The organism is Prevotella sp. FD3004, assembly GCF_000746155.1.
Classification (GTDB): Bacteria; Bacteroidota; Bacteroidia; order Bacteroidales; family Bacteroidaceae; genus Prevotella.
Map to the genome: position 1 here is coordinate 68,794 of NZ_JQKR01000013.1, position 25,348 is coordinate 94,141.

Annotated in this window: 28 protein-coding genes; 8 read left to right on the plus strand and 20 right to left on the minus strand. The window is 47.4% G+C overall.

Going from position 1 to position 25,348, the window contains the following annotated elements; genetic code table 11:
- Positions 1–8 precede the first annotated feature (8 nt).
- The 3 genes from T325_RS04935 to T325_RS04945 all read right to left on the minus strand — a co-directional run bounded on the left by T325_RS04935 (position 9) and on the right by T325_RS04945 (position 5,065).
- Complete coding sequence (locus T325_RS04935; RefSeq protein WP_091768469.1) at positions 9–3,422, minus strand: TonB-dependent receptor; 3,414 nt, start codon at positions 3,420–3,422, stop codon at positions 9–11.
- Between the two features lie 55 nt (positions 3,423–3,477).
- Positions 3,478–4,380, minus strand: coding sequence for a FecR family protein (locus T325_RS04940; RefSeq protein WP_051949712.1), 903 nt, complete (start codon positions 4,378–4,380; stop codon positions 3,478–3,480).
- 79 nt (positions 4,381–4,459) lie between these two features.
- On the minus strand, positions 4,460–5,065 hold the full coding sequence (locus T325_RS04945; RefSeq protein WP_036910995.1) for an RNA polymerase sigma-70 factor: 606 nt from the start codon (positions 5,063–5,065) through the stop codon (positions 4,460–4,462).
- Between the two features lie 114 nt (positions 5,066–5,179).
- Between T325_RS04945 and T325_RS04950 the strand changes: the two genes are divergently transcribed.
- Positions 5,180–5,497: a DUF4491 family protein gene (locus T325_RS04950; RefSeq protein WP_036910997.1), complete on the plus strand. Its 318-nt coding sequence runs from the start codon at positions 5,180–5,182 to the stop codon at positions 5,495–5,497.
- Positions 5,469–5,939: a 23S rRNA (pseudouridine(1915)-N(3))-methyltransferase RlmH gene (gene rlmH / locus T325_RS04955; RefSeq protein ID WP_036911000.1), complete on the plus strand. Its 471-nt coding sequence runs from the start codon at positions 5,469–5,471 to the stop codon at positions 5,937–5,939. The genes T325_RS04950 and rlmH overlap by 29 nt, the downstream gene beginning before the upstream one ends.
- A 3-nt stretch (positions 5,940–5,942) precedes the next feature.
- Here rlmH and T325_RS04960 read toward each other — a convergent pair whose 3' ends face one another.
- From T325_RS04960 to T325_RS04980, 5 genes are read right to left on the minus strand one after another with little or no spacing between them, the layout of a single operon-like run.
- Complete coding sequence (locus tag T325_RS04960; RefSeq protein WP_036911002.1) at positions 5,943–6,215, minus strand: PqqD family protein; 273 nt, start codon at positions 6,213–6,215, stop codon at positions 5,943–5,945.
- Positions 6,216–6,226: 11 nt separating this feature from the next.
- Positions 6,227–6,667, minus strand: a complete 441-nt coding sequence (locus T325_RS04965; protein ID WP_051949713.1) for a S24/S26 family peptidase — start codon at positions 6,665–6,667, stop codon at positions 6,227–6,229.
- On the minus strand, positions 6,657–7,514 hold the full coding sequence (locus T325_RS04970; RefSeq protein WP_036911007.1) for a hypothetical protein: 858 nt from the start codon (positions 7,512–7,514) through the stop codon (positions 6,657–6,659). Before T325_RS04970 ends, T325_RS04965 begins: the two co-directional genes overlap by 11 nt.
- Complete coding sequence (locus T325_RS04975; RefSeq protein WP_036911009.1) at positions 7,511–8,647, minus strand: nucleotidyltransferase domain-containing protein; 1,137 nt, start codon at positions 8,645–8,647, stop codon at positions 7,511–7,513. The genes T325_RS04970 and T325_RS04975 overlap by 4 nt, the downstream gene beginning before the upstream one ends.
- A gap of 4 nt (positions 8,648–8,651) precedes the next feature.
- Positions 8,652–8,855, minus strand: coding sequence for a hypothetical protein (locus T325_RS04980; RefSeq protein ID WP_036911011.1), 204 nt, complete (start codon positions 8,853–8,855; stop codon positions 8,652–8,654).
- A gap of 363 nt (positions 8,856–9,218) precedes the next feature.
- On the opposite strand from T325_RS04980, the gene T325_RS04985 reads away from it, so the two are divergent.
- From T325_RS04985 to T325_RS05000, 4 genes are read left to right on the plus strand one after another with little or no spacing between them, the layout of a single operon-like run.
- Positions 9,219–9,773, plus strand: coding sequence for a hypothetical protein (locus T325_RS04985; protein WP_156097642.1), 555 nt, complete (start codon positions 9,219–9,221; stop codon positions 9,771–9,773).
- Between the two features lie 9 nt (positions 9,774–9,782).
- Complete coding sequence (locus T325_RS04990) at positions 9,783–10,322, plus strand: RNA polymerase sigma factor (protein ID WP_036911015.1); 540 nt, start codon at positions 9,783–9,785, stop codon at positions 10,320–10,322.
- Positions 10,319–11,545, plus strand: coding sequence for an outer membrane beta-barrel protein (locus T325_RS04995; protein WP_036911017.1), 1,227 nt, complete (start codon positions 10,319–10,321; stop codon positions 11,543–11,545). The genes T325_RS04990 and T325_RS04995 overlap by 4 nt, the downstream gene beginning before the upstream one ends.
- 56 nt (positions 11,546–11,601) lie before the next feature.
- Positions 11,602–12,888, plus strand: coding sequence for a serpin family protein (locus T325_RS05000; RefSeq protein ID WP_036911020.1), 1,287 nt, complete (start codon positions 11,602–11,604; stop codon positions 12,886–12,888).
- Positions 12,889–12,946: 58 nt separating this feature from the next.
- Here T325_RS05000 and rplT read toward each other — a convergent pair whose 3' ends face one another.
- The 9 genes from rplT to T325_RS05045 all read right to left on the minus strand — a co-directional run bounded on the left by rplT (position 12,947) and on the right by T325_RS05045 (position 21,377).
- Positions 12,947–13,291, minus strand: coding sequence for a 50S ribosomal protein L20 (gene rplT / locus T325_RS05005; protein WP_036911023.1), 345 nt, complete (start codon positions 13,289–13,291; stop codon positions 12,947–12,949).
- Positions 13,292–13,325: 34 nt separating this feature from the next.
- On the minus strand, positions 13,326–13,523 hold the full coding sequence (rpmI, locus tag T325_RS05010; protein WP_036911026.1) for a 50S ribosomal protein L35: 198 nt from the start codon (positions 13,521–13,523) through the stop codon (positions 13,326–13,328).
- Between the two features lie 71 nt (positions 13,524–13,594).
- Entirely contained in the window at positions 13,595–14,293 is a 699-nt protein-coding gene (gene infC, locus T325_RS05015) for a translation initiation factor IF-3 (protein WP_036911028.1), read from the minus strand.
- Positions 14,294–14,371: 78 nt separating this feature from the next.
- Entirely contained in the window at positions 14,372–16,315 is a 1,944-nt protein-coding gene (gene thrS, locus T325_RS05020) for a threonine--tRNA ligase (protein ID WP_036911029.1), read from the minus strand.
- A 131-nt stretch (positions 16,316–16,446) separates the two neighbouring features.
- Positions 16,447–17,877: a transglutaminase domain-containing protein gene (locus tag T325_RS05025; RefSeq protein WP_036911030.1), complete on the minus strand. Its 1,431-nt coding sequence runs from the start codon at positions 17,875–17,877 to the stop codon at positions 16,447–16,449.
- 39 nt (positions 17,878–17,916) lie between these two features.
- The gene (locus T325_RS05030) at positions 17,917–19,866 is read right to left on the minus strand and encodes a tetratricopeptide repeat protein (protein WP_036911032.1); all 1,950 of its coding nucleotides are present in this window, start codon (positions 19,864–19,866) and stop codon (positions 17,917–17,919) included.
- A gap of 5 nt (positions 19,867–19,871) precedes the next feature.
- Positions 19,872–20,432, minus strand: coding sequence for a peptide deformylase (gene def, locus T325_RS05035; protein ID WP_036911034.1), 561 nt, complete (start codon positions 20,430–20,432; stop codon positions 19,872–19,874).
- Positions 20,433–20,459: 27 nt separating this feature from the next.
- Positions 20,460–20,873 carry a Holliday junction resolvase RuvX gene (gene ruvX, locus T325_RS05040; RefSeq protein WP_036911036.1) on the minus strand — a complete coding sequence of 138 codons (414 nt, stop codon included), beginning with the start codon at positions 20,871–20,873 and terminating at the stop codon, positions 20,460–20,462.
- Positions 20,874–20,882: 9 nt separating this feature from the next.
- The gene (locus T325_RS05045; protein ID WP_036911038.1) at positions 20,883–21,377 is read right to left on the minus strand and encodes an SPOR domain-containing protein; all 495 of its coding nucleotides are present in this window, start codon (positions 21,375–21,377) and stop codon (positions 20,883–20,885) included.
- Positions 21,378–21,594: 217 nt separating this feature from the next.
- Between T325_RS05045 and T325_RS05050 the strand changes: the two genes are divergently transcribed.
- Positions 21,595–21,807 carry a YtxH domain-containing protein gene (locus tag T325_RS05050; protein ID WP_036911040.1) on the plus strand — a complete coding sequence of 71 codons (213 nt, stop codon included), beginning with the start codon at positions 21,595–21,597 and terminating at the stop codon, positions 21,805–21,807.
- Positions 21,808–21,810: 3 nt separating this feature from the next.
- Entirely contained in the window at positions 21,811–22,161 is a 351-nt protein-coding gene (locus T325_RS05055; protein WP_036911042.1) for a hypothetical protein, read from the plus strand.
- A gap of 520 nt (positions 22,162–22,681) precedes the next feature.
- Here the strand turns inward: T325_RS05055 and T325_RS05065 are convergent.
- From T325_RS05065 to T325_RS05075, 3 genes are read right to left on the minus strand one after another with little or no spacing between them, the layout of a single operon-like run.
- Positions 22,682–23,443 (minus strand): MBL fold metallo-hydrolase, encoded by a 762-nt coding sequence (locus T325_RS05065; protein ID WP_036911046.1) that lies wholly within the window; start codon positions 23,441–23,443, stop codon positions 22,682–22,684.
- Complete coding sequence (gene murB, locus T325_RS05070) at positions 23,440–24,441, minus strand: UDP-N-acetylmuramate dehydrogenase (protein WP_036911048.1); 1,002 nt, start codon at positions 24,439–24,441, stop codon at positions 23,440–23,442. Before murB ends, T325_RS05065 begins: the two co-directional genes overlap by 4 nt.
- On the minus strand, positions 24,441–25,280 hold the full coding sequence (locus T325_RS05075; protein ID WP_036911050.1) for a DUF4348 domain-containing protein: 840 nt from the start codon (positions 25,278–25,280) through the stop codon (positions 24,441–24,443). Before T325_RS05075 ends, murB begins: the two co-directional genes overlap by 1 nt.
- Between the last annotated feature and the right edge of the window lie 68 nt (positions 25,281–25,348).

Here is a 25,348-nt window from a genome sequence, read left to right on the forward strand (position 1 = left end):
CCTTTTATTTAGAAGTTGACGTTCAGACCAACCTGCCAGCTACGTGAAGAGGGATAGTAACCGTTGTCGATACCAGATGCCCAGCTTGCGCCGTTACCGAAACCGACCTCAGGATCCATACCCGAATAGTTGGTGAAGGTGAAGAAGTTCTGAAGCGATACATACAGACGGCATCTCTGTACAGGCAGGAACTTGGCGATGCGCTTGAAGTCGTAGCCAAACGATACTCTTGAGATCTTGAAGAAGTCGGCATCCTCAATCCATACGCGAGAGATTTCCGACATGTTGGCTGTCTTACCGTCGGAGAAGCGCGGATAGCGGTTGGTGCTGCCCTCGCCCGTCCAGTACTTGGTGTACACGTCGGTACAATAGTTGTCATCAGGATGGTCGGAGAACTGACGATAGCTCTTTGCCACCTGCTGTCCGAACGAGCCGTAGCCGTTCAGGGCGAAGTCGAAGCCCTTATACGAGAGGTTGATGTTCAGACCTACGGTAAAGTCGGGGTTCGGGTCGCCGATCATGGTCTTGTCGTCGTCGCCCTTGTCGATCTTGCCGTTGCCGTTCACGTCGACGAACTTCACGTCGCCAGGCTGCAGCGACTCACCCTGCAGAGAGTTGGCCTTGTCGCCGCCGCAGTTGCGGTTCAGGTAGTCCTGAAGGTCCTGCTCGTTCTGAATGATACCCTCCATCTGGTAGCCCCAGAAGTAACCGATTGGGAATCCTACCTGAATGCGGTAGAGCTCGGCTGTGTTCTGTGCGATGGCGTTTGAACCGCCGTGGATGATACCCTCGGAGTTAGCCAGACGCGTTACCTCGTTCTTGTTGTGCGAGAAGTTGAACGATACGCCATAGGTGAAGTCCTTGCCGATTCTGTCGTTCCAAGAGAGCTGAACCTCATAACCCTTGTTCTCGATGTCGCCACCATTGATATAAGGTGCGCCTGTGCCGTAAGACAACAGCATCGGAGCGCGAACCAGCCAGTCCTTGGTGGTCTTCTTATACCAGTCGAAGGTCACACCCAGACGGTTTCTCAGGAAACGTGCGTCGAAACCGAAGTCGAGCTGCTCAGAGGTCTCCCACTTCACCTCCTCGTTAGGCAGGATGTTTGGATAGGCTCCGATACCGGGGTTGTCCTTGTTGTCGAAATAGTAAGGATCGTCGAAGGCGATGGTTGCCAGATACTGGAAGCTCGAGATGTTACAGTTACCGTTCTGACCCCAGCTGCCGCGCAGTTTCAGGAAGTCGAGCCAGCTCTTGGTAGACTCGAAGAACTTCTCGTTAGAGATGACCCAACCAGCCGATACTGAGGGGAAGTAGCCCCAGCGGTGTCCGCGTGCGAAGTTTGAAGAACCGTCGGCGCGCAGCACGAGCGACAGCAGATAGGTCTCGTTGTAGTTATAGTTCGCACGTCCGAAGAACGACGACAGGGCGCCCTGCTCCTGTGGTGTGCCGCTGATAGAGGTCACGGCTGGGTCGACCACGTTGGCGTTGTCGATATAGGCATGCTCGAACGAGCCCGGGAAGAGCGAGTTGGAGTTTGTCACACCCACGCTATTGCCGTAGCCCCACTTCTCGAGCGACTGACCCAGCAGGATGTCGATGTTATGACCGCCGAAGCTCTTCACGTAGTTCAACGTGTTTTCGAGCGACCAACGGGTGTTGTATGACTGACGCTGAGTGACGTCGTCGGCAGGATTTGACTTCTTGGTGCTCAGCTCGTAGACGGGCTTGTAGCTGCGACGGTCGGTGTGATGGTACAGCCAACCTGCGCTCACGCGGTAAGTCAGGTCCTTGATAGGCGCAAACTCGAGGAAGAAGTTCGACTGCAGGCGCCAGCCCTTTGTGTAGCCGTAACCCTCGTCATACTTCATGGCTGCCAAGGGGTTCGACATTTCTGCGCTGAAGTCCCATTGGTCGGCCTGGATATCCTTATACTCATAGAAACCGCCTTCGTCGTTATAGGCAGGCAGCAGCGGGCTCATGGCCAGCAGGCTGCGGATGCTGTTGCTGTAGATACCGCCGATAGAGATACCCTTCTTGTCGGTAGCCGAGAATGTGACGTTCTCGCCGAACTTCAGCACGTCTCTGCCGTTTCTGCGGATGAGTGAGTAGTCTGAGTTCATGCGGATAGTGGTACGGTCGTACTTTGGCGTTGCAGGCCATCCGATGGTACCCGTCTGATGGAACTTGCTGGCACCGATGGAGAAACGCGACACGTCGCCACCACCTGTGATGTTGATAGAAGCGTTGTTGATAGGCGCGTCGTCGATCATGGTCTCTTCCAACCAGTTGGTACCGTTCCAGGTGCCGTTCATTATCTGAGCATACTGCTTCGGGATGAGCTTCGCCCAGTCGTAGGTGGCTACGCCCTGAATCTCGTAGGCCTTGTCGTTGATTTCCATATACTGCTTGGCGTTCAGCGGCGTAACGTCGTTGGTGTTGGCGTTCTGCCAGCCCAGATAACCGTCGAAGGTCACCTGAATGTGTCCGGCCTTTCCCTTCTTGGTGGTCACCAGGATAACACCATTTGATGCGCGTGCACCATAGATGGCGCTCGAAGCGGCATCCTTCAGAACGTCGATGCTCTCGATATCGTTTGGCGAGAGGTCGGCAATGTTACCTCCGGGCACGCCGTCGATAACATACAACGGAGAGTTGGAACCAGCAGTACCCATACCACGGATGGTAACCTTATAACTCTCACCAGGCTGACCTGAGTTCATCACGATGTTCATACCTGCTGCCTGACTCTGCAGGGCACCGAATGCGTCGACGGCATTCACGGCTGCGATGTCGTCGGACGTCACGTGAATCGTTGAACCGGTAATCAGCTTCTTGCGCTGCGTACCGTAACCCACTACGACCACGTCGTCGAGCAGATTGCTGTCTTCGCTCAGACTGACTGAAGTGGCGCCCGTAGCCGAGGCCTTGATGGTCTGGGACTTGTAGCCGATATACGAGATATCAAGCTCAGCACCAGGAGCGGTCTCGAGCACGAAGTTACCCTCCATGTCGGTGATGGTACCGTTTTTCGTACCTTTCTCCATCACGGTTGCGCCAATCACGGGCTCGCCGTTGTTGTCCAACACCGTACCGGTCACGCGCTGCTTCTTGCCCTTCGCGGCCTTTCCGGCGTTCTTCTTAGAGATCACAATGCTCTTGCCCTGAATCTCATAGGTCACGTCCTGACCCTTCAGAATCTGGTCAATGGCATCATTAGCATTGTCAGCGTCGATGTTCACCTTCTTGTTGGTGTCTACGTCGCTGGCCTCATACACAAACGAATACCCGCTTTTCTGTTTCAACTCCGACATAGCTTTCTTAACCGTCACGTTGTTCAGCTTGAGCTGCAGGTTTTGAGCCCAGCTACCAATACCAACGGCAAGCATCATTGCCAGAATAACAAGTTTCCTTTTGTTCATTGGCTGAAAATAGTTTTAAGTTAGACATTGATAAAAATAAATTGTATAATTTTTGTTATGGGTAATATAATGTTATGTTTTTACCGTGTTGGTCGTACCTGATCTTGTCGGTAGCTGCCAGCGCGTCGAGCACCTCGCGGAGCGTCTGCTCCTGGCGCAGGAAGTCACCATAGAACCTGAGTGTCAAAAGGCGGTTGTCGGATATGGTAATCTTCACGTTATAACTGCGCTCAAGCGTCTTCACGATTTCCATCAGGGGCTGGCCGTCGAATATCAGTCGGCCGTTGGTCCATTGGCTCGACTTGGCCACGTCGTAGTTCTCGACATAGATCTTACCCGTGCGCTTATCGACCATCGCACGCTGACCGGGCTTCAGCAGCCGGTCTTCGGCGGGATGCTTCGTGCTGCTCATGGCCACGCTACCCTCTGTCAACGAGACAGTTGCCTCCGCGTCGCTCGGATAATCGCGGAAATTGAATTTCGTGCCAAGTACCTTGACCCGCACATTCTCCGACTCGACGCTGAAAGGCAACTGCTCATTGTGGGTTACCTCGAAGTAACCCTCTCCTTTTAAACTAACTAACCTCACTGAAAAGCCAAAGCCTTGTGAATAGGATATTCTTGAGCCTGCGTTCAGGCACACCTTCGTGCCGTCGGGCAACGTCATCTGGGTGCGAGAACCTTGTGGAGCTTCAATCACAATATCGCCAAAAGCCGAAGCCACGTTACTCTGTCCGCCCTTGAACGAGAAGTAGCCCACAGCCACGACGGCAGCCACGGCAGCAGCATATCGCAGCCATCTCAGACGGTGGTGGGTCTGCACTTTAGGCTTGCTGCTCTCTGCCACACGCTTCTTAAAGGCGGCAAAAGCGGCGTCTTTGTCGTACTTGGCCAGTTGCTCTTCACTAACGGACGAGAACCATATCTCCTCTTCGAAATGTGACTTGTCGTTTGTCATCTTATGGTCGATAGTTATTAGTTTGACGATAAAAAAAGTCCTGAGGGTAGTCAGAACTGATATTTTTTCAAAAATATTTTTATGCCATCTGTTCCACCAGCAGCAGGATGGCCGCTGCCAGATACTTGCCAAGCGCCTCGTGCAACAATACCAGCGCATGCTTCACGTGATACTTTACCGTGTTGACCGAGATGCCCAGCTCACGGGCTATCTCCTCGTATTTCTTCTCTTCGAAACGACTCAGACGGAACACCCTGCCGCACTCTTCGGGCAGACTGTCGACTGCCTTCATGATCTCGCCCTCAAGTTCCTGCTCTAACAGGTGGCCCAACGGATAGTCGTCGCCCTTTATATAATTAAGCACGGGAAAGTCGTCGCTGATATCCGGAGTAGCTGACATTTTCACTTCACGCTGATTGTATTGCGATTTCAGATAGTCCAGACAACGGTTTCTCACACATGTCATCAGATAGCTGCGCAAACCAGTCTTTATCTCTATCGTCTCGCGAACCTCCCACAGGTGGAATATCACGTCGCCGACGATGGTCTCAGCCAGGAAATCGTCGTGCACATATTGTGCCGCTACATGACACAATATCTGGTAGTGGCGGTCGTACACATATCGGTAAGCCCGCTCCTGTCCTTCCTTAAGCTGTTGTATGATAAAGGTTTCAGTTTGTTCCATCAGTGCAAAATTACATTTTTTCCATTACCAAACCAAGAAAAATGAAAAAAAAATGCAGATATACAAATAAAATTGGTACTTTTGCAGCCGAATTCTGCAAACTAAATATTCAGCATGTATTTCACAGGAATCACCATCGCCGTCATGACCTTTCTCACGATAGGTATCTGGCACCCGATAGTTATCAAGACCGAGTATTACTGGGGCACACGTCCTTGGATTCTCTATCTGCTTATAGGTATCGTCTGCTGCCTAGCGGCTCTCTTTGTCGAGAATGTATATATCTCGTCGTTCCTGGGTGTCTTCGGAGCTTCATCACTTTGGGGCATCGGCGAGCTCTTCTCTCAGCGTAAGCGTGTTCTCAAAGGATGGTTTCCTATGAATCCCAAGCGTCGTCACGAATATGAAAACTCTTCTGATACTGGTAGGTAAGACTACCGACAAGCATTTTCAGGCGGGCATCAGCGACTATGTCGATCGCATCGGTCACTACATGCCCTTCGAACTCACGACCATTCCTGAGCTGAAGAACACCAAAAGCCTCTCTGAAGAACAGCAGAAGACAGCCGAGGGCGAACTCATTCTCAAGCAGCTGCAGCCATCCGACACCGTTGTTCTGCTTGATGAGCATGGAAAAGAGTTTCGAAGCATCGAGTTTGCGCGTTGGCTGGAACAGAAGCGCAATACCGCCCGCCGACTCGTATTCATCATCGGTGGTCCTTATGGATTCTCGCCTGCAGTCTATGCTCGTGCCAACGAACAGCTGTCGCTCTCAAAGATGACCTTCTCTCACCAGATGATACGCCTCGTCTTCACGGAGCAGATTTATCGTGCCTGCACCATCATTAAGGGCGAGCCTTATCACCACGAGTAAAGCTTATTCTTCTACCAAACCGGCCTGCTGCCACTTCTGCAGAATGTCGGACACATCCTCTCGGGCCTCTTCAGGCGCCACGTCGTATGTCCCTAAGAGCTTTTCCGTCAGCAGATCCACGTTGAAAGTCTCCATCTCAGCAGCCTGCTGCCATAACCAGGCTGCCGTCTCGTTGAGCACCAGCAGCTTACCGAAGTCAAGAGCCCCGAGACCTTCGCCCATAATCACTTGTTCGCCGCATACCTCGCGCAGCACAAATCCTTGCTTTATTCTCATTTCTTACATTTTTACTTTTTTATCTTCTTAGCTCTTCTATATATTGCCAATAAATATCTTCTGAAAGGGCGCAGATACCACCAGACCTTCGAGCCGATACGCCGCCATAAACAATACAAGTCGTGTCGGACACCATCTGCGTCCACAATATGAGTTGCAACAGCCTTCACTTCATCGATGGTACAACGCTCCGTACCAACAAGATTACCGTCGCCCATCAGGGTCACACGATTGCCGTCGATGCTGATAATGCGATGTACCACATAACGACAGTTTTCCACCCATGCCAGCACCACATCGCCCTTCTTCAGCCGTTGGGGCTTCTTCAGGATAACACTCTCCCGACCGCCGATGATAAAGGGCAGCATGCTACGTCCGTCAACAGGCAGGGTCACACTCACGCCCTCACTCAACAGCCTGACAACCTCTTCTAAAATTTCATCATCTGTCATCACATATCTTTTCTTTACAAAGCAGAGCCGCAGCTTCGTCGGGCAGACATTCCAAGTACCATGTTGGCACAGTCTTCGCTAATGTATTCTCCGACTGATGTAGTCCGTCGGCAACACGCTTATCCCAACGTTTACCGCTGATACTCGGCATCAGCATCGCGTAACTCTCCACTCCACTCAACCGGCGAATCTTGTTGTAAGGTGCCTGACTCAATTGAACGATACCACCCAGCTCACAGCTCACATTCCGATAACACGGTGTCTTACCACTCCAAGGCGAACCATAGACAAAGCTTTTCCCATTTATCACCCTCACCACGGGGTTGTCATCATTCATCAGTTCCGAGCCTGTTATGTATCTCAGCCACAAAGCGGCGTGCGTGCTCTTGCCCGTGCCGCTCTTGCCTAAGAACATATACCCCTTACCGCAATAACTTACTACAGCAGAATGAAAAAGTATCGTGCCCTTATCGGCTGTAGAAAGCGAATAGAGCATCATCAGCGCATTGTTTAATACCATCTTCGCCTGTGGTCCAACTATCACGAGACGCCCCTCGCTATAATCGTTCGAGCATATCAGCCAACCTACCATCTTGTTCTGCCAGCGATATTCATACACAGGATGTCCGTCCGCAGTCCGTCCGCAGATTATGGTCTGTCCCTCGTCGTTTTGGCGCAGCTCCTCTATATAGACGGGAGCCTTGTCATCGGTAATCGTAAGGGAGAATACTATCTGGTTTGAACCGACACAAAACGGTTCATAGTTACCCATCAATGCGAAGATACCCTCTTCGCCAGTGACGCTGAACGCGTGCTCAGCCACCTGATAATATCGTGTTTCCTTCATCTCTGGATATTTCTTAACGATAATCGACCGCGTCTTATGCGTTCAGGCAAAAGTCCAAACAGATCTTTCCAATGCATCAGCTCCAACCACACCATCTCCGAAGGTGCAAATGGTAGCAGTTTAAGGCGTCTATACTCCTTTTTCAGAAAATAGGCCACGTCTGACTTTACCTTAACATGCTGGGCGTAGTATCCGAAGTTGCCCTCAGCCATGATGAAACGCAGCAACCATTTACCACGGTACTTGTCGGGCTTGCAGAGCATCAGCGCGTTGTCCAGACCAAACACCTCAGCAAGAACCCACATCAGCGCTCCACCAATCCGGCGCAGACCAAACTGATTTAACAAGCCCTTCACCTCCTGCCTGTCGTCGGCCGTAGAATGCTTCAGCAACAGATAATAGTCGCATATCTGCCTGAGACCAACGCCGCTGTTCAGGAAATGGTGTTGTATGTGCGCCAATTGCATCACTAAAGCAAACTTCAGCAGAGGCACCGAAAAGCCATCCTCGGTCTCCTCAATATGTTTAACCTCTGTTTCAAGCCACCTCTGCAAGCACTTGTTAGTCAAAGGATTATGATTCCCAGATGACGGGCGGAAATGCACTTCAACATCTACCCCTCTGTCGTTCTTCGGCAGATGCACATGATGGTAATTTACTAAGTTTTTTCCGTTTCTCCCCTTCAAGTCTTGAGGTTGTGTGAAACCCATCTCTATGAGGAGTTTCATAACACGCTCTTTGCCGCCTTCAACCCAGATGTCTATGTCGCCAGGCTGCCTCACCAACGGGTCGTTGTAAAGTCGGGCATTGGCCTGCCCTTTCAGTATGACTGTCTTTATTCCCCAGTTTCTAAAGGCCTCAGTCAACCGCGCGGCTTCGTCGTTCATCAATCCGTTTAGTCCGCGTATCTGTTCAGCCTCACTGGCCCATTGCACGGCCAACGTCATCGGCATTTTGTGCTTACAGACCACGCTCCATAGCAATCCTACGACCGCATGTTTCTTACTCATCCGAAACAGTTGCGTCCATTCGTCATCAGTCGGCTTCACTCTCAATTCGGAGCCCGTCATCGCCGCCTTCACCATGGCCATAAACATGCCGTCTGTTGTGTTTTTAGTATTGATCTTACCCATTTGTCTATAGTTGATATTTAGCAGGTGTTGCGCCTGTGTATTGCCAGACCACCTCATGAGAAAAATCACGATCGTTGAAACAGTTGTAGTCGGCCAAACTCTCTACCGACCTGTCGGGCTGTGCCTTCAGCACACATAACAGCGACATCAACGACAGCATTGCCATCGTCAACATACCATCAAACTGCATCTCTCCCTTTGTGATCATGGCCACAAAGGTACAACGAAAAGAATAAAACACCAAATAATTTGTCTGAAAACCCCATTTTTCTTACAGCAACATGTTGTTTTTCCGATACATACCCTACTTTTCCAACATTTCTCCCCACGCGTTTTTCTTATATTTGTACATAAACATATAAATTATTACTTATGAGAGTTTCATCATTATTGGGAGCACGTGAAAGAGAATTATTTCGGTTTTAACATTTTTTTATGCAGTATTTTGAGAGTTTATGCGTTTATATAATAAAAGAGATATAAAGATATGGACTCAAAAAGACTATTTAGACAAATGGGAACCGCTCTGATACTCGCCGCATTAGCTATGTCTTGCGCACCTGGCGAAGATATGGAAAATACGGAATTTTTAGATCCAAGCAAGCAGCTTAGCAGTAATCTGAAAGGAGAAACATTGACGTATAACGGTATCTGGACGGTAGACGGATTGGAAGCAGAAACAGTCAACGCTTATGTTAAGATTGACGACACCAGCGAGATTTCGTTCGACAGCTATCCCTATCAGACCATTGTGAGCAAAATGTTTCCTAACATGAAGGTGAGTTCGGTAAGCCACGTCATGCCGCCCGCACTGACATTCCGACTTTTAGGCTATTCAGACAATGCCATTTATCTGGAAAACTCGTCGGAAGTCTATGACCATTCGTTTTTTCTCAGTTCGGCAGAGATATCGTTCATCGTCCACGAGGCCGACGGCAGCGAAACCCTCTTCAGAGCGCTCTTTACCGCCAATAGGACTGTGGCCACGGTTGATAATTACCACAACGCATTCACTCTGGTATTGTCGGTATACTGCATAACGAGTGGCACGGGCGACGGGGAGACTGTAAAAGAACTGAACCCAGAAATGACGTTGAAATTTACGAGTACAAAGCGCATAAAATAAAAAACTAAGTTGGAAACCGAACTAGAACTGCTGACCGCCGTCAAGGCGGGTGACCGACAAGCCATGAGGCGGCTCTACGAGCGCTTCAAAGGGTATGCCACGTCGATAGGACACAGGTATATCCCCGACAACGACGACGTAGACGACGTGGTTCAGGACACGTTTATCAGCATTTTTACAGCAATAGGACGGTTTGAGCCCAACGGAGAAGGAGCACTAAAAGCATGGATTGGTAGAACGGTTGTAAACAAGTCGCTCGACTTTATCAAGAAGCATGAACGGATAAGCTTCACCGATAAGATGCCAGAACAGGCCGACGAAGAGACGGAACTGGAACGAATACCACCTGAAGTGATGAGCCGCATGATAGCACAACTGCCACCAGGCTACAGAATGATATTGAACCTATATGTTTTCGAACGCTGCTCGCACAGCGAAATAGCCAAGAGACTGGGCATCAAAGAAAACTCCTCTACTTCGCAATACGCAAGAGCCAAACAAATGCTCATAAAAATGATTAATGACTATATAAGACGACACGAGATATGAAGCAAGACAAATGGGCCGAAAGGCTGAGAAACCACATGGAGAACTACCGCGAGGAGCCTAAGCGCGACTTGTGGGCCGACATTGAGGCTACGCTCGACAAGCAGCAGGTAACCCCAAAGCCGACGATGATGGTGTCGTTGCGCCGATACGTAGTAGCCGCAGCCGTAGTCGGACTGCTGCTGGGCGGGGCTTACATGCTATGGGAAAACATCGAGACGGGCAAACAGAGCACAGAACTGGCACAACAGGCCACACCGGAGAATGGAAACATACAGACGGCTCACAATGATAGCAACGAACACTCTGAGAGCACTATAGAAGATATGGCAGTTCCTGCCGCAAAAGCCACTAGCATAGCCGCCACAAGCACAGAAAGGAAGCTGATGGCGCAGGCTACAGGCTACGAAACTGCAACTGAGGCACAGGAGGTGACAGAGCCAAAAGCCGTTCAGTCTACAGAGGAATCTGCTAAGCAGACAATAGAGAAAGAACAGACGACAAAAGCACCTGAGGATAAGGAATCGCTGAGGGAACAGGATAAGAAACACACTCTGCCTAGGGTTTGTGAATTAGAGCGGCAGAAACAACACTCCCATGCACGAAAATCAACCATGAACCTGTATGCCTCAGCATCCTCGGGCGGATATGATAACACGAACGGTGTGATGATGAGCCCATCAACATTAAGCAACTTTGCCATGTCGCGCGGCGAGGTAGCCTATCTGGTTGGCTACGAAGAGCACCAGAGCCATGATCAGCCCTTCACAATAGGTATTACGTTGAGCTATCCCCTATCCGACCGTTTATCGGTGAGTTCGGGTGTGGCTTACACAAAGCTCCACTCTGACTTTACAAGCGTGATGCGCTCGCTTGAGGTAAAGCGTCATCAAGTATTGCACTACGTGGGTGTCCCATTAAATATGCAGCTACAATTGTGGCAGTGGGACAGGCTGAACATCTATGTGAGCGCTGGTGGACAGGTAGACTTTAACGTAAAAGCGACAGCAGAAACAGACGGCATAGAACAGAAAATAGACAAGGACCGTCCGCAATGGTCTATTGGCGGACATCTGGGGGTGCAGTACAACATTATACCACAACTGGGCGTCTATGCAGAACCAGGCGTGCGACACTACTTTGACAACGGCAGTAACGTGAGCAACTTCTTCAAAGATAAGCCCACGGCTATGAGTCTACAACTGGGAATGCGCTACAACCTGTAAGTTCTACAGGTGGAGTCATACATGAGTGAAATATTATAACTTTAGCATAACTGATTATGAAAAAACTATTTTTATTCGCGACCGTAGCTGTGGCCATAGCAGGCTGCAAAAGCAGTAATGAGCTCGATGAGGGTGAAGAGGTAATCAACATGCTGCCGAAAACCAGAGCCATTGAACTCACACAAGAGGAAAAGACCTATGTAGAGAAGAACACTGACTTCTCGTTCAATCTGTTCAAGACCATCAGTAACATGCCTACGGGCAAAAAGAGCAGCATCATATCGCCTATCAGCGTAACCTATGTGATGGGCATGCTTAATGATGGTGCCACAGGCGAGACGGCCAAGGAGATTGGCACAGTTTTGGGCTTTGGTTATAACGAAGTAAAAGCGGTGAACGAGTTCTGTCAGAAACTGATAGAAGAGGCTCCCAAGACCGACTCGTCGGTGACATTGGAGGTCGCAAATACGGTAATTTCTAACAAGTTTATGAATGTCAAGTTGGAATCCCAGTATGAAAAAGACATGAAAAATTACTATAGTGCAGAAGTATCAAGTCTTGATTTCAGCAAGAAGGACGAGGCGCTGAAACAGATCAACGGCTGGTGTAAGAAAAAAACTGACAATATGATTCCAGAAATATTGAAAGAGAATGAACTGAATATCGATGCCCTGCTATTGTTGATGAACGCCATCTATTTCAAGGCCACTTGGACTGACAAGTTTGACAAGAAAGATACAAAGAACGAGGACTTCACGGCTATGGACGGCCAGAAGAAGAGTCTGCCGATGATGCATCGTAAAGCTATGGCATTATACAGCGAAGACGAGATGTGTCAGATGCTGAATCTACCTTACGGCAGCGGTGACAAGTGGAGCATGAAGGTGCTACTACCCAAGGAGGGTAAGACGATAGATACCGTAATCAGCAGCATGAGCAGTCTGTGGTGGAAAGAACTTACCAACTATCAGAACGCATGGAGTGCTGAGGTTGATATTATGATTCCACGCTTTAAGACAGACTTTGAAACCGACCTGGTAGAACCGCTATCTGCAATGGGAGCACCGACGATGTTCACAAGTTCAGCCGAGTTTCCAAACATCAGTTCTAATATCAAGGAGGGGCTACATGTAGGGCTGATGAAACAGAAAGCCGCTATCGAGGTTAATGAGGAAGGTACTAAAGCGGCAGCTGTGACCGTGGCCATGATGGATTTAATGTCGCCTGGTCCTGGACATCAACCAGAGAAAGTAGACTTCCATTGCAACCGCCCATTTATATACGTGATTCAGGAAGCAAGTAGCGGTGTGATATTCTTCATAGGAACCTATAGAGGGGAATAAAAACAAATAATCCCAGCCTTTTCGGCTGGGATTATTATTGATAAAGACTTGCGATTCTTTACTTAACCTTCTCCACGATGGCCTTGAAAGCCTCGGGGTTGTTCATAGCGAGGTCAGCGAGAACCTTACGGTTAATCTCGATACCTGCCTTTGCAAGGTTACCCATCAGAACAGAATAGCTCAGACCCTCCTGGCGAGCGGCAGCGTTGATACGCTGAATCCACAGGCTGCGGAAGTTGCGCTTCTTGTTACGACGATCACGGTAAGCATAGGTAAGACCTTTCTCCCATGTGTTCTTTGCTACTGTCCAAACATTCTTGCGGGCACCGAAGTAACCGCGGGTAAGCTTCAAAATTCTCTTACGCTTTGCTCTTGAGGCAACGTTGTTTACACTTCTTGGCATAGTTTTCTTCTACTTTAAATGTTCGACAATAGGTTTAACGGAGACACAACAGGTCACGCACCTGCTTCATGTTTGTCTGATCAACGATAGTTGTACCAACCAAGTTACGCTTCTGCTTCTTGGTCTTCTTAGTCAGAATGTGACTGTGGAAGGCGTGACGTCTCTTTACCTTACCTGTACCGGTGAATGTGAATCTCTTCTTTGCACCGGAATTTGTCTTTACTTTTGGCATTGTTTTAAAATTTTAAATTGTTATTAATAAACGGCAGCAACGCATATACCGGGCGCGCCACCTTTCTTTTTCTATTCGTTGTCCTGCAATTTCTTCAGCGCATCGGCACTGATCTTTGCATTGGCGAAGAGACCACCGTTAGCTGGCATCTCTGTCTCTTTTGATTCTGCCTGCTGAGCTTTCTTTGCTTCCTTAGCTTCTGCCTCAGCAGCCTCACGATCACGAGCCTGCTGACTCTTTTTCTTCTCACCAGCTTTCTTAGGAGCCAGATAAAGGAACATCTTCTTACCTTCGAGCGAGGGCATACCCTCAACTTTTCCTACCTCCTCAAGGTCGTTTGCGAAACGCAACAGCAACACCTCGCCCTGTTCTTTGAACAGGATTGAACGTCCACGGAAGAACACATAGGCACGAACCTTGTTGCCCTCCTCAAGGAACTCACGAGCGTGCTTGAGCTTGAACTGGTAGTCGTGCTCGTCGGTCTGAGGCCCGAAACGAATTTCCTTCACCTCAACCTTCACCTGCTTGGCCTTCATTTCTTTCTGACGCTTCTTCTGCTGGTAAAGGAACTTGGAGTAATCGATAAGACGACAAACGGGCGGATTGGCGTTGGGTGAAATCTCTACGAGATCTACGCCCTGATCGCGGGCCATGCTCAGCGCATCACGGGTATTAACAACGGTACTACCATCGTCACCGACGATGCGGACTTCACGTACTCGAATCTGTTCGTTGATTCGATACTGATTCTTCAATTTGTCATTCTTCATCAAATACTTTTTAGAAAATCGGGTGCAAAATTACTAACTTTCAGCGAATTAACCAAATTTTTTCCTATTTTTTTTACTTTAGAAGTCTTTTGTCATTTCGGCAACGCGAGCGTTCACCTCGTCAATAAACTCCTGAATGGTCTTAACACTCTGCTCGCCACCGCCCTGAGGACGCACGGCTACGGTACCATCCTGCTGTTCTTTCTCACCTACAATTACCATGTAAGGAATACGCTTCAGCTCGTTGTCACGAATCTTACGGCCCAGCTTCTCATTACGCAGGTCGATGGTTGCGCGGACGCCACCCATATCAAACTTCTTAGCTACTTCCTGGGCATAGTCGTTATACTTCTCCGACAGAGGCAGGATAGCAACCTGATCAGGTGTGAGCCACAAGGGGAAGTGACCGCTGGTGTGCTCAATCAGCACAGCGCAGAAACGCTCCATTGATCCGAATGGTGCACGGTGAATCATTACAGGTGTCTTCTTCTGGTTGTCCTCATCGGTATACTCGAGGTTGAAGCGCTTAGGCAGGTTGTAGTCAACCTGGATAGTACCCAGCTGCCAACGACGACCAATAGCGTCCTTAATCATGAAGTCGAGCTTGGGACCATAGAAAGCAGCCTCGCCATATTCTACCTTAGCAGGCAGGCCTTTCTCCTGACAAGCCTCTACAATAGCCTTCTCAGCCAGTGCCCAGTCTTCATCAGTACCTACATACTTATCGTGGTCGTTAGGATCGCGCAGAGAAATCTGAGCCTCGAAGTTGAACCCGAAGGCTGTGAGCACGATACCGATGATATCCATTACATTCAAGAACTCCTGCTTAACCTGGTCGGGACGACAGAACAAGTGGGCATCATCCTGTGTGAACGAACGTACACGGGTCAGTCCGTGCAGCTCACCACTCTGCTCGTAGCGATATACGGTACCAAACTCAGCGATACGCAGAGGCAGGTCGCGGTATGAACGGGGCTTCCAAGCGAAGATTTCGCAGTGGTGAGGACAGTTCATTGGCTTCAGCATGTACTCCTCGTCCTCCTCAGGTGTATGGATAGGCTGGAACGAATCCTTGCCATAGTGAGCATAGTGACCAGAGGTAACATAGAGGTTCTTAGAACCAATGTGTGGAGTGATAACCTCCTGATAGCCGAAACGCTTCTGCACCTTGCGCAGGTGATCCTGCAAACGCAGACGGAGTTCGGTACCCTTTGGCAACCAGATGGGCAAGCCCTTACCTACCTTATCTGAGAACATGAACAACTCCATCTCCTTACCTATCTTACGATGGTCGCGCTTCTTAGCCTCCTCCAGCATCTCTAGATACTCATCGAGCATCTTCTTCTTGGGGAATGAGATACCGTACAAGCGCTGCATCTGCTCGCGGTTAGCATCGCCACGCCAGAAAGCGCCGGCAACACTTGTCAGCTTAACAGCCTTGATCTCGCCTGTATCCACGAGGTGTGGACCACGGCACAGGTCGGTGAAATTACCCTGGGTATAGGTGGTGATTGAACCGTCTTCAAGATCCTGCTCGATGTGCTCGCACTTATAGGTCTGTCCCCACTCAGCAAACTGCTTCAGGGCCTCGGCCTTTGGTACCTCACGACGAACAACAGGTTCTTTCTTACCAGCCAGTTCTTTCATCTTAGCCTCAATCTTTGGGAAATCGCTCTCCTTGATGCTCTCGCCGTCTTTCAGCAGCACATCATAGAAGAAACCATTCTCGACAGCAGGTCCGAAACCGAACTGTATGCCAGGATACAACTCCTGCAATGCCTCGGCCAGCAAGTGGGCCGATGTGTGCCAGAAGGTATGCTTACCCTGCTCGTCGTCGAACTTGTAGAGCTCGATGGTAGCGTCCTCGTTGATAGGACGGTTCAGCTCTACCGTCTCACCATTTACTCCACAGCTTACAACGCTGCGTGCAAGAGCCGGAGAGATGCTCTCTGCAATCTGGATACCAGTTACGCCCTGCTCATACGAGCGAACAGATCCGTCTGGGAATGTAATGTTAATCATATCTACAATATATGTTTGAATTTGAAATTGCGTGCAAAGATACTACAAATTTTCGACATTGCATACAAAATGAGGATTTTTTTCATATTCGACGATAAAGAGGACGCAGATCCCTCACTTGTGCTCTCGGTTTATTTGGCAATATACTTTCTACCATTAGAAAGGACAATTCCCTTATATTCTGCATCGACCTTCTGACCTTGCATATTATAAAGTTGAACTTTATCAGATGGGTGATATGCCGCAGTTCGGATGCCAGTAGAATTTCTGTATTTGTAATCGGCAATCAGTGATTCAATCAAACAATCCCATTTATCCATAATCTCAGGCTTGTTATCCCATGTGATAGATAAGGGATGAGACTCCTCAAACGTAAAATCATTTGCAACCAAATCCTTCTTTCCCAACAACAGCCAATTATGATTTTCAAAGCCAGAAATCTTTTCTTGTTTTGACTTTACTACCGGATCGTTCCATGTCACATCGACCGCATACCATTGACCATCGTCCATTTGCGTTTCGTTCCACACATGCGATTCGCCTTGAGCCTGAAGTTTATTACCCTTAGCATACCCCGAGGCAAGGACGCAAGGTATATTCAGTTTATCGCAAAGTATCTTAAATGCCCTCGCATACGCCTCACAAACAGGTCCGTCAGCATCAGACAACCCCATAAAAGCACTATATGGACTCCAAACTACATGATGTTTCATATTGTCTGGAGTACCGGAATATTCGGGATTATAGCAATTATGATGCGTCAGCCAATCATTCAAATACGCGACCTTGTCATAACGGCTGCCATCGGGGCTCTCACTTATAATGCCGTTAACTTTCTCAGTGATATCTGTCACAGCAGAATATACCAATATGGCATCATCCAAAAAATCCAATCGCCGATCAAAATCATCGGCTTTTAATACAAAATATATTCTTTGAGAATACTCCGCTGTACCTTTGCCACTGGTTTGACTATAATTGTATTGCCAACTATAATAATCGCCCCATCTGAAATAATTACGTAACCAGAATGCTTCTGGATAATCATAACTCAGAGCAATTATCAGATAGCGTATGAAAGAATCAGCATCAGCATACTGAGATTTACAAACCTCTTGTACAGCATTTCTACAACTCTGTTTTATAACTTCCGCTGATGCATCTCTGGAGAATGTAAAGTCGACCGTCCCCTTGATAGTCGTTAGCGTAATATAATAGGAATTATTGCTCTCATTATAATCAGCCAGAGCAGGATCTGCAGTCCAATTTTGTTTTCCATTAAGAACTTCATGAACTTTATTCCCATAAAGATCATAAAAGTCCCTTAAATAAGTCGGCATATTTGTGATACGGTCAATCCACTTAATAGCAGTTACATCTGTTCGTGTTGAGTTACTTCTCATGCCGACAGTCTGTTCGACAAATGGTTGCAATGTGATATTGGCCTCAACAGTTACTTCATGCGGTTCGCTATAAAAGGGTCCACACGCTATTAGTTCTTGTGCTGGTAATTGACATATGTTCAGCATGACAAGGGCAATAACAACTAAAATCTTTTTCATAAGAATTTGGGGCTACAGATTAATTCTTGCTGCAAAATTCTATTTTTCGCGGTACTTTTTAATCACACTATATGCCTGATAGAGACCAAGTTCACCTGCTTTCGAGAGGTCTTCTATACCCTCATTTACACGCTTGACATAAATTTTGGCAAGACCACGATTGAACCATGCCTCTGCAAGTCGTTCTTCTAACTTCAACGCACGCGTATAATCGTCAATAGCATGCTGATAATCGTTGCGCTGGGCATAGAGGTTGCCTCGATTGTAATATAGATAGGCATTTTTCGGCGACTGCTGGATGGCCTCGGAAAGGTCACCCATCACATTAGCCGACTTAAGCTCGATATTGGTGCCCTGTGAGGCGTTGAACTCGTTGATTTTGGCCTGACATACAGCACGCTGCCAATAAGCAAGCGACGAGGTAGAATCAATCTGCAGGCAGATACTCAAATCATCGATGGCATTGTCGAAATTCTGAATAGTACCATAGGCTACTGCACGGAGTAATAACAGAGGCACAACTGCGGTCGTAGTCTTGGCCTCGTCAATACGAGTACTAAGCGAGTCAATATAGGAAAAGGTCTGTTTCATACGTTCCTCGCTGAGGTTACGCTGTTCGCAAGACACAAAGACGGTATGAGAACCTGAACGCTGGTTGAACTGGTCAACAGTAGACTCATAAGGGATTTCAATCTTTACATCGTTTTGGGGTTTAATAAAGGTGAGGCCATACATGGGCTGCCATACAAGTTCAGCCTTGCGATTCTGTACGCGTCCGCGATAATCGCTTTTATACTCGTGCTCAACCTCCTGTTCATCAGCCACAACTAGCTGATTATACTTCTCGAGGTCTTCATCGCTACGTTTACGCATCTGTTTCTTTGAGAGACGGGGCTGCTTGCCATAGCGTTTATCCATCTGAGCCTTCAAAATACGGAATTCATCGAGTTCTGCTTGTTTGGTATTACCCAAACGGCGATAACAAGAGGCACGATGCTGCAAGCCAAACCAGAAATTAGGATATTCTTCGATAACCTTGGAATAATCACGAACAGCACCACGCAAATTGCCCGTCTGCTCCAACAACAAGGCACGATTGAAAAGAGCCATCAGGTTGTCGGGCTCAAGCTTCAGTACAAAGTTAAAGTCTTCAATTCCTCGGTTGTCATCGCCCACCTGTGCACGGAGAAGGCCACGATTGTAGTGACCAAGGAAGTTATCAGGGTCAAGGTCGAGGGCCGTATCATAGTCGGACATCGCCCCACGAAGGTTGTTCTGATTGTAACGAGCCATAGCTCGGTTGATATAATTGTCTGAATGTTTTGGAAGAAGATGGATACTCTTGGTAAGAAGCTCCTCACCTTCTTTCCACTTTTGACGGGCCAGACTGATGATAGCCCGTTCGGCCCAGAGGCCACCATCGTAAGGATCAAGTTCCAGGCTTTTGTCGAGCGACTTGACAGCCTTGGTGGTATCTTTCTGCAACAAATAGATTTCGGCCTCCATAGCATAGGCCCGAGCATAACGCGACCAGCGAGTGGTCATGGTGTCGATCTGAGCAAGCGCACGATCGTAATCTTTCTCCTGAATCAGGCAAAGAATACGATTGTGCCAAAGCCCTTGGTTCTCAGGATCATAACGTAATGCACGATCATAGTCGCTCACGGCCTCGGCAAACTTCTTCTGATTGATGCGGCTTAGACCTCGGAGTTCATAGGCACTCACCACATATGGATTGCGCTCGATAGCTTCAGAGCAGTCAATCTCTGCCCCACGAAAATCATCGAGATAAAACTTAGCTACCCCACGAAAAAACCACGGTTCATAGAGCCATGGTTTCTGGCTGATAGCCTGATTGAAATATTGAATTGAGAGGACATAATCCTCATAATACAATGCCGATCGTCCTATCATGACAAGACGGTCGGTATTAAACTGCGCCTGCGCAAACAGCGGCAGAAGTGAGAGAAATAATAAAATGCGCCGCATTTCAATCACTTTCTCACCACTTTAGTGCGATAGCCGCAACGGAATCGACCTTGAAGCAGGGCACGAAGCTTGCTCTTGATAAGCTGCTTACGGAGCGGGGAAATACGGTCAATGAACATCTTTCCGTCGAGGTGATCGAACTCATGTTGCATGACACGGGCCAGATAACCTTCAATCCACTCATCATGGTGCTGGAACTGCTCATCATCCCACTCTACATGAATGCGCATTGGACGTACAACCTTCTCATGAATAGCAGGGAGCGAAAGACAACCTTCTTCCGATGTATCGGTCTGGGTCTCATCGTACTCTATGATATGAGCATTGATAAACACTTTACGGAAATCCTTATACTCAGGCAATTCATCCGACAGCACATCGAGGTCGATTACAACAAGACGGATAGACTTGCCAATCTGAGGAGCAGCGAGGCCGATTCCTTCTGACTCAGCAAGCGTCTCCCACATATCACCAATCAATTCCTTGAGTTGTGGATAGTCGGGAGTAATATCTTCGGCCACCTTACGAAGCACAGGTTGACCATATATATAAATAGGTAATATCATTGTCTTCTATAAATTATGAATTGAGAGTCATTTACGAGAACGGAGATAGTCTTCAAGAATGATGGTTGCACTAATCTCATCAACTAAAGCTTTGTCTTGACGGGCCTTTTTCCTCAGGCCACCATCAAGCATAGCCTGATGGGCCAGAACAGAGGTAAAACGCTCGTCGAAAAACTCAATGGGCACTTCGGGAACGGCCCTGCGCCAACGATTAACGAACTGCACTACGCGCTGCATATTCTCGCTGGGCTGACCATTAGGCTGACGAGGCTCACCGATTACAATACGTTCAACAGGCTCCTTGGCCATATAAGCTCGAAGCCAATCAAACAACTCCGATGTAGAAACAGTCGCCAACCCTCCAGCTATAATCTGAAGAGGGTCGGTGACTGCAATACCGGTACGTTTCTTACCGTAATCTATTGATAATATACGCGCCAATCTCGTAAATTATTGGGCGTTGTAGAGCAACCATGCATCCGGATAAGTGGCACGAAGCTGATCACGACTATTGACAGCACCCAACTTATCGGTAAAAGTAGAAGCTACAACACGGAACATGTTGTTAGACTCATTCTTCACAATCTGTGCGTCATAGCCTGCATCTCTCAGACGCTGCTGCAGACCATCGGCATTAGCACGAACGCTGAAAGAACCAACCACTACGCTAAAAGCCTTCAGACCGCTACCACTGATGAGCGACACATTCTCGGAGCGAACAGAAACATTGTCGAGATTGTCTACTACGCGGGTTTCATTGGCTGGCTTTGCCTGAACAGGAGCCACAACGGCCTCCTGAGCTGCAGACTGCTCTGGAGTCTGTTGAGCAGTATCATACTGCTTAGCCTTCTCGTATGCCTTCTTATAGGCACTCTCGTTAGATTTACAACTTGTAAAAGCCATTGCTGCGCATAATCCTACGCACAAAAGGGTTGTTTTCTTCATTTTGTTTTTGTTATTTAATAAAGTTATAAGTTCAATAATTGCTGCGAAATTACTAAATATCGAGCAAACACGAGCAAAAAAGGCACATAAAGTTTGTTAAATCGCAGAAATCACAACTTTTTTACAAAAATTTTGGCTCTTTTTTGCTTTACAAACGAAAAGTTTCGTATATTTGCAGAACAATTCATTACTATTAATATTATAAACGATAATAATTATGAAGAGTCTAGGTTACTTAAGCGCATTTCTTGGCGGAGCTATCGCTGGCGCAGCTCTGGGCATTCTGATGGCACCTGAAAAGGGACAGGACACCCGCGTAAAAATCACTGATGCCGTTGAGGACTTTCTGAAGAAGCACAACATCAAACTCAGCCGCAAGGAAGTTGTTGACCTCGTTGACGACATTCAGGACGCAGCAGAGGAGGAATAAGAGATGCTCTCCAGCGATAAGAACGTTGAGACAATAGCACAACTTATCGAAGTGCTAAAACATTATCTCGGACTTCAGAAGGAATATCTGAAGTTTGATGTGATTGACAAGGTAGTACGCCTATTAACGGCGGCTGCCTTGGCAGTTATTTTCATATTAATCATTATTGCTGTACTGATGTATTTCTCGATTGCCCTTGCGTTCTGGTTGGCAAACTTCACAGGTACATCTGCGGCGTTTTTCATAGTGGCTGGACTACACCTGCTTATCCTTATGTTTTTCGTAATTTTCCGCAAGTCGTGGATAGAAAAGCCGTTGGTGCATTTTCTGGCCTCATTACTTCTTGGCAAATAAAGCAATAATCCCTCTACTTTATGCTTCCAGTAAAGAAACCAACTACAGAATATCATACGCTTGACGAAATAAGACAACGTAAAGATGAACTGCTTGATCAACTCCAGCAGGACAACACGAAATTCACGTCACTTTGGAATCAGGTATTTCTAAAAAAAGAGGAAAATTCAAAGGGCGACTATATTGCGTCGCTCATAAGCAATGGCTTTGTGGCAGTAGACACTTTTCTGCTAATTAGAAAACTGATGAAAGGGTATGGTTTCTTGTTTGGAAGAAACTCCTTATTTGGAAGAAAGAAGAACAGAAAGTAGAATCAAAGCGACATACATGAAGGATTAAAATATAAAAAAAGGGTCACCGCTGTGACCCAAACCTTTGTTAACCTTAAATCTAATACTATGAAAAACACATGGCAAAGATACGTTTTTTTTAAATACCTCCAAGTGTTTTACCATAAAAACAACATAAATTTAAGCTATTTTAACAAAAACACGTATTCTTCGAGCTAATTTGGCTGAATTTAGAGAAAAACAGCCTGTCCGTCGTGAGCCAGTTCAATACCTTCAGGCAGAATTCTATTCACTTCTTCATGCAAGCCTATATCATGGCACATATGAATAAGGAGCGTACGAGGAGCTTTAATCTTACGGGCAAAAGCTATGGCATCGTCGACTAGTTGATGAGAATGATGCGGATTGTCAAAACGAAGCGCATTGACAACTAATAATTCTATGCCCTTGAGATATGACATTTCCGACTCGGCAATGGTTTTCATATCAGTAATATAGGCTAACTTACCTATACGATAGCCTAGAATGGGCAACTGACCATGCATCACCTCAATAGGCATAATGTCCAGATCGCCAATATGCAGCATTTGATGAGGAAGAATCTCATGGAGTCCGATGGCTGGGACACCTGGATAGCGATGTTCTGCAAAGCAATAAGGCAGCATCTGGAGCATTGATTCGCGAGCAATAGGGTCTGCATAAACGTTTATCTTGCCAAACTGACAATAAGGACGGATATCATCCATTCCTCCCATGTGATCGTAATGGCTATGGGTGATAAGGATGCCATCTATTTTACGAAAGGGGTGCGACATTATCTGCTGACGGAAGTCGGGACCGCAATCAATTAGCAAACGCGTTGTCTCGGTCTCAACAAGAGCAGAACAGCGCATGCGTTTATCTTTAAGATCTGTGCTCTGACAGACCTTGCACTGACAACCAATGACTGGCACACCACAAGAGGTTCCCGTTCCTAAAAAAGTCAGTTTCATATTATGTTCACTTCGGGATGAATAACAATACCGAATTTTACTTTCACGTCTTTCTGGATCGCCTCACAGAGGGTTACAATTTCTGCCCCCGTAGCACCACCACGGTTAACAAGAACTAAGGCCTGTTTGTCGTGAACGCCAGCACGGCCTAATGACTTGCCCTTCCATCCGCACTGGTCAATCATCCAACCTGCAGGAATCTTCACATGCTCGGCATCCACCTCGTAATGAGGCATTCCCTCGTATTGCGCTGCTAATGCATCATATTTATCACGACTCACAATGGGATTCATGAAGAAGCTGCCCGCATTGCCTTCAACTTTCGGATCGGGCAACTTAGCGTTGCGAATATCGATTATGGCCTGTCGGAGTTGCTTGGCTGTTGGGGAAGTTATACCCTTGAGCTCCAATTCAACACGGATATTACCATATTCCAGACGAGGTTGGAACGTCTCAGAAAACTCATATTCTACAGAGAGAATCAGGTAGCGATTTTTCCACTCGTGCTTGAAACGACTCTGACGATATCCATATTCGCATTCATCATTGCAGAATTCGCGAAGTTCTCCTGTTGCAATCTCTACAGCACGGACCTTACGGATAAAATCCTTGACCTCTGAGCCATAGGCACCGATGTTCTGAACAGCACTCGCGCCGACATCGCCAGGAATAAGCGAAAGGTTCTCTGCGCCATATAGCTGCATATCAATGCTCTTGGCAACAACATCATCCCACACCTCACCACTGCCACAAACAAGGCGATTGCCCATGCGTTCTATACCCTTACAGGCTGAATGCACAACGATCCCTTCGTAGTCGCCAGTAAGCAAAAGGTTACTTCCCCCACCTATTATTATATAAGGAGTATCGCTCTCACGAAGAATCTTAGCTACTGTTTGTGCCTCGACTATGGTTTTGTATTCCAAAAACCTACTGCATTTGGCGTCAATGCCAAATGTATTGTGGGCTTTCAGACTATAATTCAATACATCTCTCATCAAGTGGTCATTTTCATTAGTAGCCACTTATCGCCAATCTTCTTGAAACGCAGTTCAAGTTCTAGACCATTAGCTACACCTCGCAAAAGGAATATCTTATCCGTACCTTCTTTCTGAGGCTTTCCATATATCACGTTATAAATCGACTTAGCAGGTAATTTGGGAGCAAAAGCCTCCCAAGTATCAGCAGTAATCACACCTTCCATCATGTTAAAGTCGTCATCGGGATCAGGCCCCACAAACTGTACGGTCTCATTCAGGCTCTTTGTCTGAAAAGTACTGTCGGAAGCAAAACGCTGATAAAACTTCAAAAACGAGGCATTGACATTCTTCTCAAGGGGATTAACTCTGACTTCACATAACATCCATGCACCCCTTATACGACGGAACATATAATCGTGCACCTCATTTTTCTTAAGTAATATTTTCTCTACAACAGCCTCACTAACAGCAGTATCCTTCATCAGCGACATCTGCTTATCGTCATTGAAGAGTAGCGAGTAATACCCCTGACGCATAAACAGATGCTCCATCTTCCATTGCGACTTTTCTACCTGCTCCACCTTATTATCTTTAAATATCCGAAGGGGAAAAACAATCCGTTCTTTCTGCAATCGCTTATTGGCCAAGAAATTGAAAAGAAAGTCATCAAACATGGCGTCAGCAGCACGAGGCATTGGCGTCTCTGTAATCAACAGTTCCATCGTGTCGGCACCCGCCATATCTGTGGAATCGGCGACAGAATCAGCAGGCATATCATCTCCCTGATTAGACCTGTTTCCCGTACATGAGAACATGAACATCAGACCTGCGGAGATCGCAATAAAAAACCTTTTCATCTAATGAAGAAGTAACCTAATCAATCTGTTTATTCTTTCAAATTTCGGCAAAGGTACAAAATATTCTT